Source organism: Achromobacter semiaridum (assembly GCF_053543755.1).
In genome coordinates this window covers 32322-49145 of the sequence record NZ_JBLVOL010000047.1, presented here as the reverse complement: position 1 = coordinate 49145, position 16824 = coordinate 32322, and the positions used below count along the sequence as shown (strand labels likewise).

General features: G+C 64.7%; 13 protein-coding genes and 1 tRNA gene. 4 read left to right on the top strand and 10 right to left on the bottom strand.

Features of this window, described 5'->3' with window-relative positions; genetic code table 11:
- The first annotated feature begins 238 nt into the window (after nt 1–238).
- Nucleotides 239–2527 (top strand): FUSC family protein, encoded by a 2289-nt coding sequence (locus tag ACNPP0_RS14150; RefSeq protein WP_332610846.1) that lies wholly within the window; start codon nt 239–241, stop codon nt 2525–2527.
- Between the two features lie 132 nt (nt 2528–2659).
- Here ACNPP0_RS14150 and yaaA read toward each other — a convergent pair whose 3' ends face one another.
- From yaaA to ACNPP0_RS14135, 3 genes are all read right to left on the bottom strand, one after another.
- Nucleotides 2660–3436, bottom strand: a complete 777-nt coding sequence (gene yaaA / locus ACNPP0_RS14145; RefSeq protein ID WP_332610847.1) for a peroxide stress protein YaaA — start codon at nt 3434–3436, stop codon at nt 2660–2662.
- A 14-nt stretch (nt 3437–3450) separates the two neighbouring features.
- Nucleotides 3451–4233, bottom strand: a complete 783-nt coding sequence (locus tag ACNPP0_RS14140; RefSeq protein WP_332610849.1) for a 3-hydroxybutyrate dehydrogenase — start codon at nt 4231–4233, stop codon at nt 3451–3453.
- Nucleotides 4234–4357: 124 nt separating this feature from the next.
- Complete coding sequence (locus tag ACNPP0_RS14135) at nt 4358–5611, bottom strand: cation:proton antiporter domain-containing protein (protein ID WP_448706230.1); 1254 nt, start codon at nt 5609–5611, stop codon at nt 4358–4360.
- Nucleotides 5612–5895: 284 nt separating this feature from the next.
- On the opposite strand from ACNPP0_RS14135, the gene ACNPP0_RS14130 reads away from it, so the two are divergent.
- Nucleotides 5896–5986 (top strand) — tRNA-Ser (locus ACNPP0_RS14130).
- Between the two features lie 95 nt (nt 5987–6081).
- Here ACNPP0_RS14130 and ACNPP0_RS14125 read toward each other — a convergent pair.
- The 4 genes from ACNPP0_RS14125 to ACNPP0_RS14110 form a co-directional block, all read right to left on the bottom strand.
- On the bottom strand, nt 6082–7677 hold the full coding sequence (locus tag ACNPP0_RS14125) for a methyl-accepting chemotaxis protein (RefSeq protein WP_448706229.1): 1596 nt from the start codon (nt 7675–7677) through the stop codon (nt 6082–6084).
- Nucleotides 7678–8049: 372 nt separating this feature from the next.
- Entirely contained in the window at nt 8050–8667 is a 618-nt protein-coding gene (locus ACNPP0_RS14120; RefSeq protein ID WP_332612616.1) for a flavin reductase family protein, read from the bottom strand.
- 3 nt (nt 8668–8670) lie between these two features.
- The gene (locus ACNPP0_RS14115) at nt 8671–9627 is read right to left on the bottom strand and encodes a carbon-nitrogen hydrolase family protein (protein ID WP_448706228.1); all 957 of its coding nucleotides are present in this window, start codon (nt 9625–9627) and stop codon (nt 8671–8673) included.
- 16 nt (nt 9628–9643) lie between these two features.
- Complete coding sequence (locus ACNPP0_RS14110; protein ID WP_332612618.1) at nt 9644–11296, bottom strand: MFS transporter; 1653 nt, start codon at nt 11294–11296, stop codon at nt 9644–9646.
- 171 nt (nt 11297–11467) lie between these two features.
- Between ACNPP0_RS14110 and ACNPP0_RS14105 the strand changes: the two genes are divergently transcribed.
- Nucleotides 11468–12334, top strand: a complete 867-nt coding sequence (locus ACNPP0_RS14105) for an IclR family transcriptional regulator (protein WP_046803369.1) — start codon at nt 11468–11470, stop codon at nt 12332–12334.
- A 42-nt stretch (nt 12335–12376) separates the two neighbouring features.
- On the opposite strand, the gene ACNPP0_RS14100 is transcribed toward ACNPP0_RS14105, so the two are convergent.
- Nucleotides 12377–13360 carry a Bug family tripartite tricarboxylate transporter substrate binding protein gene (locus ACNPP0_RS14100; RefSeq protein ID WP_332612620.1) on the bottom strand — a complete coding sequence of 328 codons (984 nt, stop codon included), beginning with the start codon at nt 13358–13360 and terminating at the stop codon, nt 12377–12379.
- Between the two features lie 72 nt (nt 13361–13432).
- Nucleotides 13433–14560, bottom strand: coding sequence for a mandelate racemase/muconate lactonizing enzyme family protein (locus ACNPP0_RS14095; RefSeq protein WP_448706227.1), 1128 nt, complete (start codon nt 14558–14560; stop codon nt 13433–13435).
- Between the two features lie 162 nt (nt 14561–14722).
- On the opposite strand from ACNPP0_RS14095, the gene ACNPP0_RS14090 reads away from it, so the two are divergent.
- Nucleotides 14723–15607 (top strand): LysR family transcriptional regulator, encoded by an 885-nt coding sequence (locus tag ACNPP0_RS14090; protein WP_332612622.1) that lies wholly within the window; start codon nt 14723–14725, stop codon nt 15605–15607.
- On the opposite strand, the gene ACNPP0_RS14085 is transcribed toward ACNPP0_RS14090, so the two are convergent.
- Nucleotides 15604–16794 carry an amidohydrolase family protein gene (locus tag ACNPP0_RS14085; RefSeq protein WP_448706226.1) on the bottom strand — a complete coding sequence of 397 codons (1191 nt, stop codon included), beginning with the start codon at nt 16792–16794 and terminating at the stop codon, nt 15604–15606. The two genes, ACNPP0_RS14090 and ACNPP0_RS14085, sit on opposite strands and share 4 nt — an antisense overlap.
- Nucleotides 16795–16824: the final 30 nt, after the last annotated feature.

Below are 16824 nucleotides of genomic sequence, written 5' to 3'. Positions count from 1 at the left end.
CACCGGTATCGGATAGGCAGACCGGTGCAAGAGGTGGAATTTACCGCGTTGCGTCAAAGGTAGCAAATCGGCGTGAAACGACCGTTGCACGCGCGATGCAAAGCGAATTGCGGGAAAGTCCGGCAGCCATCCGACCCCAGAATATATGCCCCCCGCAGGGGCGGCCCGACGGGGAAAGGCCCTAACTCGCGGGCGCATCTATATACTTGCCGCATCGCGAGAATTAGGCCCCGCCCCCATGGATTTGCGCATCGCCAGCATCCGCCGCTTCCTTTACAGCCACTACTTCTTCGGCGGGGTGCGCCAGGGGGTTGGCATGCTGTTGCCCGTGCTGGTGCTGGGCGGGCTGTTCGGCAACTACACCACCGGGCTGGTCGCGACGTTTGGCGCGCAGTGCCTGGCCATCATCGACCAGCCGGGCGGGCCGCAGCGCCATCGCACCAACGAAATGCTGGGCGGCGCGGCGCTGGGTACGCTTACCGTCATCATTACCGGGCTGGCGTCCAGCAACCCCGTCCTGATCTGGCTGGTGGTGATTGCGCAGTGCTTCGTCTATTCGATGTTCACGGTGTTCGGCAAGCGCGGCGGGCTGATCGGCTTTGCCGGCCTGCTGCTGATGACCTTGACCATGCATTCGCCGCTGGAGCCGCACCAGGTGCTGGCGCACGCCGCCGCGACGCTGGGCGGTGCGTTGTTCTACGTGGTCTTCAGCCTGGGATTCTCGCGCCTGTTCTGGCTGCGCGAAGAACAGCAGGCCATGTCCGTGGCGCTATTCGCCACGGCCGACTACGTGGCCGCCCGCGCCGCTTTCTACGACGAGACGGCCGACCTGGACGAATCCTACCGCGCACTGATCCAGCGCCAGTCGATCATGACGGAAAAGCACCAGGCCGCGCGCGACATGGTGCTGCGCGCGCTGCCACGCGGCAAAGGCGTGGGTGACCGCCAGCGCGTGATGATCTGGAACATGTTCGTGGACATGTTGCAACTGCTGGACACGCTGGTCGCCACGCATACCGACTACGCCGCGCTGCGCCGCACGCTGGCCGGCAACGACTGCCTGATGTTCATGCGTGACGCGCTGGTGAAAATGTCGCTGGAATTAAACCGCATCGCGCTGGATGTATCGCGTGGCCGCCCGGTGCAATACCGCAGCAGCGCCAAGGCCGAGCTGCGCGCCATCGAATACGAAATCGAACAGCTGAAACAGCAAGGGCTGGGCGAACGCGAACCCGAGATGCTGGCGCTGATCATCCAGGTGCTGCGCCGCCTGCGCAATTCGGCCCGCATCGTGGACCGCCTGGCCGACCACACCGCCGCATCGCCCGACGCCAAGCCCACCGACGTCTTGCGCATCAACAAATCGTTGACGCGGTTCATCTCGCGCCAGGAATTCCGCTTTGGGCTCCTGACCAGCAACTTGCGGCTGGATTCCCCGCACTTTCGCTACGCGCTGCGCGTGACGGCGGCCGCCGCCATTGCCATGACCCTGGCCAGCCGCTGGTTGTCGCCGGAATTTTCCGCGCACAACTACTGGATCATGCTGACCATCGTCATCATCATGAAGCCCGGCTTCGCGTTGACGCGGCAACGTAACGGCTGGCGCCTGGGCGGCACCTTGATCGGCTGCATTTGCGCCCTGCTGCTGTTCAACCTGACCGACAGCCCCGAGATCCTGTTCGCCGTGCTGCTGGGCGCCTGCATCATGGGCAACAGCCTGGTGCAGCTGAACTACATGGCCAGCGCCATATTCAACACGTTGTTCGTGGTGCTGGTCTTTCACTTCGTGTCGCCGGGCACCGTGTCGATGTCGGTGATTGGCGAACGCGCCATCGATACGCTGCTGGGTTGCGCGCTGGCGCTGATATGCAGCTACATCCTGCCGTGGTGGGAAGCGCGCTACCTGAAGCCGCTGGCGGCCGCCGCCACGCGCGCCAACCGCGAATATCTGGTGGCCGGCCTGCGCTACGTGGAAGCCATGCAGGCGCATGGCACGCCGTCAAACGTGGCCACGGCTACCGCCACGACTGCCGCCACAACCCCTGCATCCCCCGCCGCCAGCCCCACTGCCACCCCCGCCGCCGACACGCCCGCCGTCATCGACGCCGACCTGGCATGGCGGCTGGCACGCAAGAACGTGCACATTGCGTTCAGCAACTTTGCCGAGGCGTTCTATCGAATGATGAGCGAGCCGAAGTCGCACCAGCAAAGCGTGCCGGAATTGAACAACCTGCTGATCCAGAACCACGTGCTGGCCTCGCAGATCACGGCGGCGATTCCCATCCTGGCCGCGCTGCCCAAAACGCCCGAGGCGGTGCAACTGGCCATGAACGGCATGGTCGACCTGCTGGACGAAAAGCGCCCGCAGATCGCCACCACCCTGCCCACGCAGTTCGACACATCGGGCGAGCAGGCGGCGTTGGCCTATCCGCTGAAACAGATGCTGAAGGCCTCGCACATGATCCGCCAGGAATTGCAGGCGCTGGCTGACCCTACGCACGCTCCGCCGGTGGCGGCGGCGGCCTGAAGGCGAAGGTCTCGGTGACCCGCAAGACGGGCAAGGCGCGCAAAGACGTGGAACAGTGCTCACGTCAACCGCGCGCTCACCGCGTCGACTGATGACGGCGTCAACGCACCACGCCGTCAACCCATCACCGCGTCAATCCGCCAGCTTGCGGCGAAACACCAGCTTGTCGTCCGTCGATGCCGAGGCGTCGTAGGCGTAGCCTTCCAGGTCAAAGCCTTGCAAGCCTTCGGGCTTGGTCACCTTGTGCTGGATCGCGTAGCGCGCCATCAACCCACGCGCCCGCTTGGCGTGAAAGCTGATGATCTTCCAGGCGCCGTTCTTCCAGTCCTGGAACACACACTGCACCACGCGCGCCTTCAGCGTTTTCAGGTCAACCGACTTGAAGTATTCCTCGGACGCCAGGTTCACGATGACCGGCGCCTTCTTGCCTTCCAGACGCTCGTTCAGATAGTCCGCAATGGTCGAACCCCAGTACTCGTACAGGTTCTTGCCCTTGGGCGTTTCCAGCCGCGTGCCCATTTCCAGGCGATACGGTTGCATCAGGTCCAGCGGCCGCAGCACGCCATAAAGGCCGCTTAGGATGGCCACGTGCTCTTGCGCCCAGTCCAGCTGCCTGGCCGACAGGCTGGAGGCGTCCAGCCCTTCGTACACATCGCCGTTGAAGGCCAGCACGGCCTGGCGCGAGTTGGTCTGGGTAAAACTGCGCTTCCAGTGCGCGTAGCGCTGCGCGTTCAGTTCCGACAGCGCCGGGCTCAGGCTCATCAGGCCGGCGATGTCTTCGGCGGACTTGGTCTTAAGCACTTTGATCAGGCCGGCGGCCTGATCCACGAACAGCGGCTGGGTATGCGTCTCGATATGCAAGGGCGAGTCATAGTCCAGCTTCTTGGCGGGGGAAAGCAAAAACAACATTCGTAGTTCCTTTATCAGCGCGCCGTCCAGCCGCCATCGACCGAAACGGACGTGCCCGTGATTTGCGCCGCGGCGTCCGAGGCCAGGAACACGGCGGTGCCGCCCAATTGTTCCGGCGTCACGAATTGCAGCGACGGCTGCTTTTCGCCCAGCAGTTCACGCGCGGCGGCTTCCTGGTCAACGCCATTTTTTTCCGCCAGCGCGGTGATCTGCTTTTCCACCAGGGCGGTGCGCACCCAGCCCGGGCAGATGGAATTGGCGGTAATGCCCTGCCCGGCCGTTTCCAGGGCCGTGACTTTGGTGAAACCCACCACGCCATGCTTGGCCGCCACGTAGGCCGACTTGTTGGCCGACCCGACCAGGCCGTGCGCCGACGCGATATTGATGATGCGGCCAAAGCCCTGCTTCTTCATGTGGGGCAGCGCGGCGGCGGTGCCGTGAAACACGGCGGACAGGTTCAGCGCCAGGATGGCATCCCACTTTTCAGCGGGAAAATCCTCGATCAGCGCGGTGTGCTGGATGCCGGCGTTGTTGACCAGGATGTCGATGCGGCCCAACTGGCGCACCGTGTTCTCGACCAAGCCGCGTACCGCGTCGCCCTTGGACAGGTCGGCGCCGTCGTAGACGACCTTCACGCCGTGCTTGTCGGCCAGGCCGGCGCGCACTTTTTCGATTTCGGCGGCGTCACCAAACCCATTCAGGACGATATCGGCGCCTTGCTGCGCGAAGGCGGTGGCGATACCCAGCCCGATGCCGCTGGTGGAACCGGTGACTAGGGCGACTTTTCCTTTAAGCATGCGCATTCTCCTGTGGTCTGGCGGGGGTGACAGTGGGGTGACGGTGGGGTCGAAATGCAGAGCGGGCACAAGTGTAGCCGCCCCGCAAGACGGCAATCATGCCATGACCCCACGCAGTGCGGGGTCAAGCGCGAGGGGGGCTGTCGGCCGGGTTTGCCGAGGGGTTTGCCGAGGGGTTTGCCGGCGGCTCAGGAGTCGCATCCGGATCCGGCTCCGTCTGGCTCGGGCTCGGCAGGTCTGCCATGCCGCCACGGTTTTCCGGCACGCGCTCCAGCAGCTTGATCAGCACGGGCACCACGCCCATCGAAATCGCGACCACCACGGACAGCACGTCGCGCTGTTCAAGATTCACCAAGTGGTTATCCCAGGCTTCGTTGAAGATGGCGAAGCTGAACTCGCCGCCTTGGGCCAGCACCATCGCAAACAGCAGCCGGTGGTAGCGCGGCAAGCCTAGAAACCGCGCGAACCCATACAGGACCAGCGCCTTGACGACCAGCAAGGCGGCCACGCCGCCAAGAATGAACCACCAGTGGTCGGCCACCACCTTCAGGTTGACGGACATGCCGATGGCCAGGAAGAACAGGCCCAGCAACAGCCCCTTGAACGGTTCGATGGCGCTTTCAAGGTCGTTCCGATAGCGCGATTCCGCCATCAACACGCCCACCAGAAAGCCGCCCAGGCCGGCGGACAGGCCGGCGTAGTCGAACAACTGCGCCGCGCCCACCACCATCAACAGCGCCGCCGCCGTAAACAGTTCCTGCAACTGCGCCTTGGCGGCCCAGCCCAGCAGGCGCAGCCGATACGCCAACGTCACCACCGCCACGGCCACCAGCGCTTCCTTGAAGGAAGGCGCCGACGTGCCGTCGGACCCTAGCAGCCCCGCCGCCACCAACATCGGAATGGCCGCCATGTCCTGAAACAGCAACACCCCCAGGGCCGAGCGACCCAGCGGCGTGCGGGTCAACGTGCGTTCATCCAGCAGCTTCAACGCCACCGCCGTCGATGACAACGCCAGCGACAAGCCGCACAGCACGGCAGCCTGCCACTCCATGCCGGCCAGATGCCGCAGCGCCGCGCCAAACACCAAGCCCAGCAACAGGCCGCAGACCAGCATCTGCAGGGTGCCCAGTAAAAAGACCTCGCTGCGCATGGCCCATAAGCGCCGGGGCGACAGTTCCAGCCCGATGATGAACAGCATCATCACCACGCCCCACTGCGACACATTGATCATGGTGTCGACATTGGTGATCAGCTTCAGGCACGACGGCCCGATCAGCACGCCCGCGATCAGGTAGCCCGGTATGGCGCCCAGCCCCAGCCGCTGGGTGATCGGCACGCACAACACGGCGGCAAGAAGAAGGATAAGGATCAGGTCCATGGAAAAGGATGCCGGCTGGGGATGATGGGGGAAGGCCGAAGGCGCGCAGCGCGAATGGAAGGATTCTGGGCAAAGATCGCGACCACCGGAAGCGTCGGATGCCTCCCTTCAAAGATTTTTTCGCACCCCCTTTACACACAAGAAAAAATTCCTGTAGAATTGCGGGCTTCGCTGCTCCAACAACGAAGATCCTTCCGACCAGGGATCTTTCAGTGAAGCCTCTTTTAAGAACTTGAAGTCTGGGTCTTAAAGCAAGAGGCACCACCGTTTTGGAACCCAGCCACGGAGAGGTGGCAGAGTGGTCGAATGTACCTGACTCGAAATCAGGCGTACGGTATCCCCGTACCGTGGGTTCGAATCCCACCCTCTCCGCCAGTATTCAAGAACGAAGCCCCTGAGAAATCAGGGGCTTTTTTCTTTGTGCGGCGGGCAGACGGCTGAAGAGTCAGGTGACCCCGCCCCACCCCGCCCTACCCTGCGCGGGCCAATGCGTGGCCGATCGCGACGCGCGGCGAGGCATGCGCTACCGCGACAACCCCCGGTAACTTGAACGCACTGACTGCCCGCGTCAGCTCCGCTGCCTGGTCCTGCATCGACCCGGCCGCGGCGGCGGCTTCTTCCACCAGCGCGGCGTTTTGCTGCGTGACTTCGTCCATTTGCGATACCGCGCGGTTCACCTGTTCGATGCCGTCGGCCTGCTCGGCGGAGGCCGCTGCGATTTCGCCCATGATGTCGGTCACGCGCTGCACCGAGCTGACGATTTCCTGCATGGTGGTGCCGGCGCGTTCGGCGCTGATCGAGCCTTGGCTGATCTTTTGGACGGTATCTTCGATCAGCGTCTTGATCTCCTTGGCTGCTTGCGCACTGCGTTGCGCAAGCGTGCGCACTTCCGCTGCGACCACTGCAAAGCCCTTGCCTTGCTCGCCCGCGCGCGCGGCTTCCACTGCCGCGTTCAGCGCCAGGATGTTGGTCTGGAACGCGATGCCGTCGATGACGGACACGATGTCGGCGATCTTGACCGAGCTGGACGAAATGGCGTTCATCGTGCTGACGACCTCGGACACCGTCGCGCCACCGCGCGAGGCCGTGTCGGACGCGGCCGCGGCCAGTTGGTTGGCTTGGCGGGCGCTGTCGGCGTTCTGCTTCACGGTGGAAGACAGCTGCTCCATCGACGCCGCCGTTTCCTCCAGCGATGCGGCCTGCTGTTCAGTGCGGGAAGACAGGTCGGTATTGCCGGCCGCGATTTCGCCCGACGCGGACGCCATGCTGTCCACGCCGGTGCGGATGCTGGCCACGGTGCCGGCCAGATTGGCGTTCATGGATTCCAGCGCGTGCATCAACTGTCCGATCTCGTCACGCGAACGCACGGTGATCGTGCTGGTCAAGTCGTTGGCGGCCACGGTGCGCGCCACGCGCACGGCGTCGGACAACGGGCGGGTAATGCCGCGCGTCAGCAACACGGCCAACACCAGGCCCGTGACCAGTGCGATTGACCCGATCACGATCATCCACAGGTTGGCGGCGCCGTAGGCGCTTTGGATGTCGGCCGCGCTGGCATCGATTTCGGCGCGTTGCAGATCCGACAGCTTGTTGATCTGGTCGATGAACTGGCGCGTGGCCGGCAGGAATTCCTGGGTGAAAACGCGGTTGGCAGCCTCGACATCGCCGTCCTGCTTGGCCTTAAAGATAGCGTCGCGCGTGCGCAGATAGTCGGCGCGCGATTTGCGGATGCCTTCCCACAGACCCTTTTCTTGGTCGGTCTCGATCAGCGGTTCGATCTTTTGTTGCAGCGCCGACGAATTGCGGGAGGACGCCGCCGCCTCTTCCGTGAAGAAGCCGGCCAGACTGGCGTCGGCGCTCTTGGCAATGGCGGTGGTGCGCGTCACGCCGGTCTGGATGTTGCGCGCCCAGTCGCTGATCAGGCGTTCCTTGATAAGCGAACGCTGCGTCACGGTTTCGACCGACTGGTTGATGTTGGCCAGGCTGACCAGCCCCACGATGCACATGACGATAATCATCGCCAGCAAGACGGAAAAGCCACCCGCAAGGCGGGTTCCAAGCTTCATGTTTTTCATACTGCCTCCGGCATCCACCCAGACGCGTGAATGCGGGTTTTGGCAGCTGCATGGCGCCGGACTACGCCGCCGCCGTCGCAAGCCAGACGCCCGCAAGCCCCTGGATGATCCGCCCCCAAAAATATTGGTGTTCGTTATGTCAGGTAAATGCCGCCGGAGAAGTCGGATTCGAGGATTCTTCAGACGGTCCGGGAAATGCTAGCAGCCCGGATTTGGGCGGCATCGGGCGAAATGCAGAACTTTTTGCCACAAGCTCGCGCGTTTGCGTAACCGCCTGCCCGCCGCCGTGGGTGAAAAAAAGCGGCCGATGCACGATGCGCGGCCGCTTAAAGACGATGCGACCGTGATGGCCGCCTTGTTGCGTCAATCCGTCACGGTGGGCCGCGCCAGCTGGAACAGGTCCGTGCTGCGGGCGTACCAGCCGCTGCCGTGCATGCGCGCCACCAGCCCCATTTCGGTGGTGTTCACATAGCCGCGCTCGGCGTCCTGCACAAAGGCGTCGTCGACATGCGCGCCCAGGACGCGGCCGATGACGACAACCTGATGCGGGCCGGTCACGATCGTGGCCTGGCTGACGCATTCCAGCGACACCGGGCTGCCCTGAATCAGCGGCGGGCGCACGTGCGCGGCGGGCAATGCCGTCAGCCCGGCCTTGGCCAGCTCGTCCACGCCGGGCGGGTAATCGGCGCAGGTCTTGTTCATCTGCTGCATCAGCGCTTCGGGCACCAGGTTCACCACGAACTCGCCGTTTTCGATGATGTTGGCGCTGGTGTCCTTCAGGTCACCATTGGCGCGGCGCATCAGGCCGATGGCGACGGTGGGCGGCTGATGCCCCATGACGTTAAAGAAGCTGAACGGCGCGGCATTGACGCACCCGTCGGCCGATATCGTGGTCACCCACGCGATCGGCCGGGGGGTGACGGTCGAGGTCAGCAGCTTATAGACCGTCTGCGAAGGCAGCGCGCTGAAATCAAAATGCATGGCTTAAGGCTCCTGGCCGCCCGCGCCCAGCGCTGAGACGGCCCGCTTTTCTCGGGTGTCGACCTGCAGCTGGAACACGTCTGGCCGGGCGTAATGGCCGGCCACATCGAAGTCGTACTTGCCGCGCAGGATCTGGTTGGCGTTGATGTCGGCGTACAGGATGGTCTCGTCCGAGAAATCCGGGCCCGCCAGCACTTCACCAAGGGGGTCGATGATAGCGCTGCCGCCACGCATCAACACCGTGTCGGGCGCATCGCCCAGCGCGCATTCGAAGTCTTCCGGATAGGCCTGGCGGCGCAGGTGCTGGCACGCCGTCAGCACATAGCAACGACCTTCCAGCGCGATGTGGCGCATGCTGGGAATCCAGCTGTCGCGGTCATCGGCCGTGGGCGCGCAGTACAGCGCCACGCCCTGGCTGTACATGTACATGCGCAGCATGGGCATGTAGTTTTCCCAGCAGATCACGGCGCCGATCTTGCCGTAAGGCGTGTCGAAGACGGGCATGGTCGAGCCATCGCCAAAGCCCCAGATCAGCCGCTCTCCGGCCGTGGGCATCAGCTTGCGATGCTTGCCGACCAGGCCCTTGGCGCCGTTGAAATACAGCACGGTGCAGTACAGCGTGCCGCCATCCGCTTCAATGCAGCCCATTACCACGAAGCTGTCGGTGTCGGCCACGGCCTGCGCCACGATCGCCACTTCCTCGCCATCCAGGGCGATGGCCTGCCGGTGGTAGCTGGCGAACGCGTCGCGGCCTTCGGCCTTGCGCATGCCGATGGGCGCGCCAAAGGAATTGCCCTTGGGGTATCCGCCCAGGAAGGCTTCGGGAAACACCAGCACCCGGGCGCCCTGCTCGGCCGCCTGCCGGATCAGCGACGCCGCCTTGTTGGCGCAGGCGACGCTGTCGGTGGGGATGGACGCGGCCTGGATCACGGCGGCCTTGAAACTCGCTTGCACGGACATGTTTCTCCTCGCTTTTCTAGTGGGTGGGGTCTTCGTCGATGGCTTGGGCGCGGGTGTTCGGCAGGAACAGGCTGCCGATAATGCCCACCACCACCATCACGACAACCGGGTACATCAACCCGCCAAAGATATTGCCGCTGGCCTGGGCCAGGTAGGTGGCGGTAAAGGGCACGATGCCGCCGAAGATGCCGGCGCCGATGTGATACGGAAAGGATAGCGCGGTGTAGCGGATGCGGGCCGGGAACAATTCCACCAGGTACGACGCAACCGGGCCGTACACCATGGCAACCACGGCGGTCATCAGCACCAGGATCAGGATGATGGTGGCGCGGTCCACGCGGGCGGGGTCGGCGCGATCCGGATAGCCCGCCGTGCCCAGGGCGCGGGCGTAGGCGGCGCGGTCAAAGCCGTTGACGGTGGTACCGCCCACGCTCATCGCAATGTCCTGCCCCGGCAGCGGCGCGGCGTATTCGAAGTTGATGCCCTTGCCGACCAGGAATTTCTTGGCCTGCACGCACACCTTCTTGTGGTCGGCGTGGCTGCCGATCATGGCGGCCTGCAAGCCAAAGTCGCACGCGCCGCCGCTGGTGTCGGCGTGCACGCGGACCGGCGTGCTTTGCATGGCTTGCGCCAGCGCCGGGTTGCCGGCCTTGAGCAGGACTTCGAACATCGAGTGATAGCCGATGGCGGCGATGAACAGGCCGGCCATCATGATCCACTTGCGGCCGATGCGGTCGGACAGCCAGCCGAACAGCACGAAGGTCGGCGCGCCGATGATGAAGCCGATCAGGATCAGCGTGTAGACGCTGGTCTGGTCCAGTTGCACCGCCTGTTGCAGGAAGATCATCACGTAGAACTGGCCCGTGAAATACGTGGCGCCCTGGCCGGCGGTAACGCCGATCAGCGCCAGGATCACCAGGCGCAGGCTGGACCACTGGCCGAACGTTTCCTTGATGGGGTTCTTTGACAGGCGGTTCTGCTGCTTCATCCGCGTGAACACCGGCGATTCATGCAGCTTGGCGCGCACGTAGATCGAAATGGCCAGCATCACGATCGACAGGATGAACGGCAGGCGCCATCCCCACTGACGGAAATCGTCTGCGCTCATGGATGCCTGGGTGCACAGGATGACGACCAGCGACAGGATCAGGCCGGCCGACGAGGTGATCTGGATCCAGCCCGTCAGCAGACCGCGCCGCTTGGGTTCACAATGTTCGGCCACGTAGATCACGGCGCCGCCGTACTCGCCGCCCACCGCCAGGCCCTGCACGACGCGCAGCGTCAGCAGCAGAATCCACGACAGATGGCCCGCCGTTTCATAGGTGGGCAGGCAGCCGATCAACACGGTGGCCCCGCCCATCATCACGACCGTTATCAGGAAGGTGTACTTGCGGCCCCACTTGTCGCCCAGGTACCCGAACATCACCGCGCCCAGCGGCCGGATGATGAAGCCGACCGCCAGCGCGCCCAATGCGGCCAGCAGCGCAACGGTGGGATTGTCCTGCGGGAACAGCACCTGGCTCATGAAAACCGCCAGCGTCCCGTAGATGAAAAAGTCATACCACTCGAACAAGGTGCCCAAGGTCGAGGCCACCACCACCTGGCGTTCTTCTTTACGACTTAGCGTCGGCGCCGCAGCCGCGCGCCCCATTGCCACGTTAGCTTCCATGCTTGCTTTCCCCTGTGCTTTTAGATTGATACTGCTGTATGCATTAACTATTATCAAACTTAAAGCCCGAGCGTACAAAGCTGGGGGAAACCCGGAACGGACCGCCCGGCGGCGTCGAAAGCGGCCCGACGCCGCTGCTACACTGCCGCCAAACAGACAGTGGAGGCAGTGATGGCAAGGCCCGCCGGCAAGGTAGACAAGGACACGGAAAAGACGCCGACCGCGGCGCGCAGGGGAATCCAGTCGATTGAAGTGGGCTTTCGCATCCTGGACCTGATCCGCAAGACGGGCCGGCCCTTGCCCCTGAAGGACATCGCGGACGCCTGCGAGCTGACCGTGCCCAACGTGCATTACTACCTGGTCAGTTTTCAGAAGGTGGGCGTCGTGCAGCAGCATGCGGACACCGGCCACTACGGCCTGGGCCCGTACGCGTTGCGCCTGGGGCTGGCCGCGCTGGAACAGTTCGACGTCTTCACCACGGCGCGCCCGATCATGGCCGAGGTAGCCGCCGTCACCGGGCATACCGTTTTTTTGGGCGTGTGGGGCAACAAGGGGCCGACCATCGTCTATCGCGTGGAAGGCAGCCGCAGCCGGCCCTTGCTGGAATTGCGGGTAGGCACCGTGATGCCGCTGCTGTCGTCCGCGCTGGGCCGCAATTTTCTGGCCCACCTGCCCGACGCCTTGACGCGCGACCTGCTGGAGCGGGAACTGGCATCGTCCGTGCCGGAAAGCCACGGCGGCGCGCCGGGCAATTCCTACACGCTGAAAGACGTGCAGGCCATCCGCGACGAAGTGCAAAAGCACCACATCAGCCGCTGCCGCCATGCGCTGCTACCGCACTTTACGTCGCTATCCGCGCCCATCTTCGACATGTTGGGCGAGATGACGGCCGCCATCACACTGATGGGGCCGGTGGGCGCCATTGACGACGACCTGGATTCCGGCACCGCGAGGCTGCTGCGCGAGAAGGCGCGGTCGATCTCTGCGATGGCGGGTTGGGAAGGGTCCGAGCCGGTCGGGGCGACGCGCGCCGGTTGAGGCTCGGCGCCCGGCACCGGTGCATGCCGGGACGCCGGCCGGTCAGCTTTCCACCACGATCTTCGCGTCTTTGATCGTCTTGGCGTATTTGCGCTGTTCCTGCGTCATGAAATCGGCAAAGCGTTGCACGCTGCCGCCGCCGTCTTCCGCACCGACCTGCGCCAGTTTTTCCTGCACATCCGCCATCGCCAGCACCTGGTCGATGTCGCGATTCATGCGCCGGACCATGGCGTCCGGCATCTTGCCCGGGCCCACCATGCCGAACCAGATGCTGGCCTCGAAACCGGGGTAGCCCTGTTCGGCCACCGTCGGTACGTCCGGCTGGCTCTTGGAACGCTGTTGCAGCGTCTGCGCCAGCGCGATCACCTTGCCCGATTGCAGCAGCGGCGTGGCGGTGGTCATGCCTTCAAAGCAGTACTGCACATGGCCGCCCAGCAGGTCGTTCATCAGTGGCGCCGATCCCTTGTAGGGCACGTGCAGCACGTCGATCCCCGCACGGGCTTTGAAGATTTCCAGCGCAAGGTGTTGGGCCGAGCCGGCGCCGGCCGACCCGAACACGATCTTGCCCGGCTGCGCGCGGCATAGCTTGACCAGGTCGGGCAAGGTCCTGGCGGGTTGCGATGCGCCGCCGATCAGGATCGTGGGCGTTTTGCCGACCAACGCGATGGGCGTGAAATCGCGGTCCACCGAATACGCAAGCTTAGGGTGCAGGCCGGGCGCGATGCCGTGGCTGTTCACATGCGCCATCAACAAGGTGTTGCCGTCGTTGGGCTGACGCGCGACCTGTTCGGCCGCGATGACGCCGGCCGCGCCCGCCCGATTTTCAACGATGACGGGTATGTTCCACATCACGCCCAGCTTTTGCCCCAACAGGCGCGCCAGCACGTCGGTGCCGCCGCCCGCCGGAAAGCCCACCACGATTTTCACCGGGCCGGACGGCATGTCCTGCTGCGCTCGCGCCGTCACGGGCAGCACGAGCGCCGCCCCCAGCGCCGCGGCGCCGGTCATGAATTGCCTGCGTTGCATTCTTGTCTCCTTGCGCCGGTCCCGAAGGCCGGCAGCTTTTTTTAGAAAAGCGCCGCCTGCTTGTGATGGCGCCTAGCGACCGACGCGAACCCACTTGCCAAATTTTTCCACCATGCGCTCGTCAAAGCCAAAGCCCAGGCCCGGTTCCTGATGCAGCACCACGCGGCCTTGCTTGTGCGTCAACTGCCGGTCAACCAGCTTGCGGAAATTCAGCACCTGGTCGTCCCAGAAGAACTCGACGTAGCGCGCGTTCGGCGTGGCCGCCACCAGCGGCGCGTGCACGTCGTGGAACCAATGCGGGCACACCACCACGCCGTAGCTGGCCGCAGTGGCCGCGATGCGCTTCCATTCGGTGATGCCGCCGCAAACGGCAGCGTCGGTTTGCAGGATGCCGGCCGCGCCCTTGTCCAGCAGTTCCTTGTGGTACCAGCGGCCATAGCCGATTTCCGCTGTGGCAATCGGCAGATGCGTCAGGCGCGCCAGCTTGGCATGGCTGTCGATATCGTCGGGGCCAAAGGGTTCTTCGATGAAATACGGTTCGTATTGCTCGAAGCGGCGGATGTACTGCATGGCCTGCGTCACGTCCTGCCAGGCGTTATTGCAATCCATCATCAGTTCGACGTCCGGGCCGACGGCCTCGCGCGCCGCCTTCAGCCGCGCCTCTTCCTCGCGCGGCGACAGGCGGCCCGTTTTCATCTTGACGGCGCGAAAGCCCTGGTCCACATAGCTGGCCATTTCCTCGCCCAGATGCTGCGGCGTCTTGCCGTCCAGGTAATAGCCGCCGCTGGCGTAGGCCGGCACCGTTTCCAGTTCAACGGCACCCAGGAACTTGTGCAGGGGCAGCCCGGCCGTCTTGGCGTTCAAGTCCCACAGCGCGATGTCCAGCGCGCTTAGCGCGCGCATCACCGTGCCCTGGCGGCCTTGCAGCAGCGCCTCTTGGTACATGGCCTGCCACAGCCCCTCGACGGCATGCGAATCGCGGCCCAGCAGCACCGGCGCCAGCAGGCTTTGCACGGCCGCTTCGAAAATGGCGCCGCCGGCGCTGCCCACATAGCAAAAGCCGATGCCTTCGACGCCGTCGGCGGAACGAACCTTGACCAGGCCGTAGTGGCGGGTGGACACGCTGCGGTTTGAGAACGACGTGACTTTGTCCAGCGGCACGGCGGCGGCGCAAACGTCGATGGATTCAATAATGGGCACGGCAAGCTCCTTGAAGGCGGGTTTCCAACGCGCCGCGCCGTGGCTTGATGCGGGGGGCGGCTGGGGTTGAACGTATTCTTGCCGCCGCCAAAGAAAACAACAATTATCTTCACCCATCTTTAGAATACGGAAAAACCTTCTTCCAAAAAGGAAGCAATCGCCGTGGACTCACGCTTTCTACAAACCTATGTGCATGTGGTGGAACTGGGGTCCATTGCCCAGGCCGCGCGTCATCAAGGCCTGACGCCGGCCACCGTGCAGCAGCGCTTGCGCGCGCTGGAAGGCGATGTCGGCAGCGCATTGATTGCCCGCTCGGGCCGCACCGTCAAGCCCACGCCGGCCGGGCTGCGCATTCTTGAGCGCGCCCGCCATATCCTGCGCGACGTGCGCGACCTGCGTTCGGCCGCCAGCGACACCGAGTTGCCCGCCGGCCCCTTGCGGCTGGGCGCCACGCCCACCGCGCTGACCGGCATCATGCCGCCCGTGCTGCGCACCTGGGTGACGCGCCATCCGCATATCGAGATCTACATTGAACCCGCGCCCACCACCCTGCTTTACAGCAAGGTGCTATCTGGCGAGCTGGACGGCGCGCTGCTGGTGCACCCGCTGTTCTCACTGCCCAAGACCTGCGAATGGCGCGACCTGCGCCACGAACCACTGGTCCTGGTAACGCCAGCCGACATGAAAGTGCGCGACCCGCTGGCGGTGATCGCGCGCGAACCTTACATCTGCTATGACCGCAGCGTGGTGGGCGGCAAGATGGCCGACGATTACCTGCGCGCGCGCAATTTGCGGCCGCACGTGCGCTTCGAACTGGACGGCATCGATTCCATCGCCAAGCTGGTGGCTGAGGGCCTGGGCGTGGCGGTGCTGCCTGATTGGGCGGTAATGGGCGAGCCGGCCGCGCGGGTCAAGCGCTGGCCCTTGCCGGCGCCCTGCCCCGTGCGCACGGTGGGCGCGATCTGGCAGCGCGCGGGCGTACGGTCGGAATTGATGCGGGCCTTCGCGGCGTTGACCGAAACGCAGCTGGGGCTGACGCGCGGCTAGGCGATGGCGTCCTGGCCGTTGCGGGCCACGATGACGCCGCCGGATATGACCAGGCGGCGCGGCTTGCGCGTCACCACCGCTTCGGCCACACAGCTGGCGTCGACCAGCACCAGGTCGGCGCGCGCGCCCGGCGTCAGGCCATAGCCGTCGAAACCGCAGGCGCGGGCGGCGGCGCCGCTGACGCAATCGAACGCCCATTCCACTTCGTCGTCACGGCGCAGGTCGTTGCGCAGGCCGATCATCATGGCGCGGGCCAACATGTCGGGGCTGCCGTAGGGCGTCCAGGTGTCGCGGATGCCGTCGTTGCCGCCGAAGATCGTGACGCCCGCCTCGCGGCAAGCGCGCACGGGGGGCACCGGCCGCGATGGCGGCGCGGTGGTCAGCAGCGCAACGTCCAGCGCGGCCAGCCGCTTCAGCAAGCCATCCAGCCGCTTGGCGTCCACACCGCCCAGACAGAAAGCATGGCTGATCACCACCTTGCCCTGCATGCCCAGCGCCTGCACGCGGTCCAGAATCAGGTCCAACGTAAAAGCGCCCAACTCGCCAGGTTCGTGCAAATGGATGTCCACCGGCTTGCCATGCTTGTTAGCCAGGCCAAACAGCACATCCAGGGATTGGGCGGGGTCGCGATCGATGGCGGACGGGTCCAGCCCGCCCAGCACATCGGCCCCTTGCGCCAGCGCCTGATCCAGCAGTTGCGCGGTGCCGGGGCGCACCAGCAGGCCCGATTGCGGAAATGCCACGGTCTGAATTTCAATGCGGCCCGCCAGTTCGTCGCGAGTGGCATGCACGCCGTCCAGATGGCGCAGGCCCGCGTCGGTGTCGACGTCGACATGGCTGCGGATGCGGGTGGTGCCTTCACGCAAGAAAGCCAGCGCCAGCGCGCGCGCGTGGCTGGCGGCGTCATGACCGGAATTGGCGCGCCAGATGCGTTCGTTGGCGATACGGTCGGTCAGCAGCGGGCCGACTTCGTTGACGTACCAGGGCGAATCCCAGTTGGTCTTGTCCAGATGGGTATGCCCTTCTATCAGACCCGGCAATAACAACGCGCCGCCGCCATCCTCGACCGGGCCATCGGCCGGCGCGTGCACGGCGGTACCGATCTGAAGGATGCGCCCGTTGCGCACTTGGACGTCGACGGATTCGGCCGCCGACACGCGGACGTTCTTCAACAAGAGGTCGGTCATGGATGTTCCCGGACAAACGAAAGCGGGGGG

Excerpts from the sequence above, each read along its gene's own strand:
- ACNPP0_RS14150 (WP_332610846.1), top strand. The coding sequence starts at position 239 with ATGGATTTGCGCATCGCCAGCATCCGCCGCTTCCTTTACAGCCACTAC.
- yaaA (WP_332610847.1), bottom strand. The coding sequence starts at position 3,436 with ATGTTGTTTTTGCTTTCCCCCGCCAAGAAGCTGGACTATGACTCGCCC.
- ACNPP0_RS14140 (WP_332610849.1), bottom strand. The coding sequence starts at position 4,233 with ATGCTTAAAGGAAAAGTCGCCCTAGTCACCGGTTCCACCAGCGGCATC.
- ACNPP0_RS14135 (WP_448706230.1), bottom strand. The coding sequence starts at position 5,611 with ATGGACCTGATCCTTATCCTTCTTCTTGCCGCCGTGTTGTGCGTGCCG.
- ACNPP0_RS14125 (WP_448706229.1), bottom strand. The coding sequence starts at position 7,677 with ATGAAGCTTGGAACCCGCCTTGCGGGTGGCTTTTCCGTCTTGCTGGCG.
- ACNPP0_RS14120 (WP_332612616.1), bottom strand. The coding sequence starts at position 8,667 with ATGCATTTTGATTTCAGCGCGCTGCCTTCGCAGACGGTCTATAAGCTG.
- ACNPP0_RS14115 (WP_448706228.1), bottom strand. The coding sequence starts at position 9,627 with ATGTCCGTGCAAGCGAGTTTCAAGGCCGCCGTGATCCAGGCCGCGTCC.
- ACNPP0_RS14110 (WP_332612618.1), bottom strand. The coding sequence starts at position 11,296 with ATGGAAGCTAACGTGGCAATGGGGCGCGCGGCTGCGGCGCCGACGCTA.
- ACNPP0_RS14105 (WP_046803369.1), top strand. The coding sequence starts at position 11,468 with ATGGCAAGGCCCGCCGGCAAGGTAGACAAGGACACGGAAAAGACGCCG.
- ACNPP0_RS14100 (WP_332612620.1), bottom strand. The coding sequence starts at position 13,360 with ATGCAACGCAGGCAATTCATGACCGGCGCCGCGGCGCTGGGGGCGGCG.
- ACNPP0_RS14085 (WP_448706226.1), bottom strand. The coding sequence starts at position 16,794 with ATGACCGACCTCTTGTTGAAGAACGTCCGCGTGTCGGCGGCCGAATCC.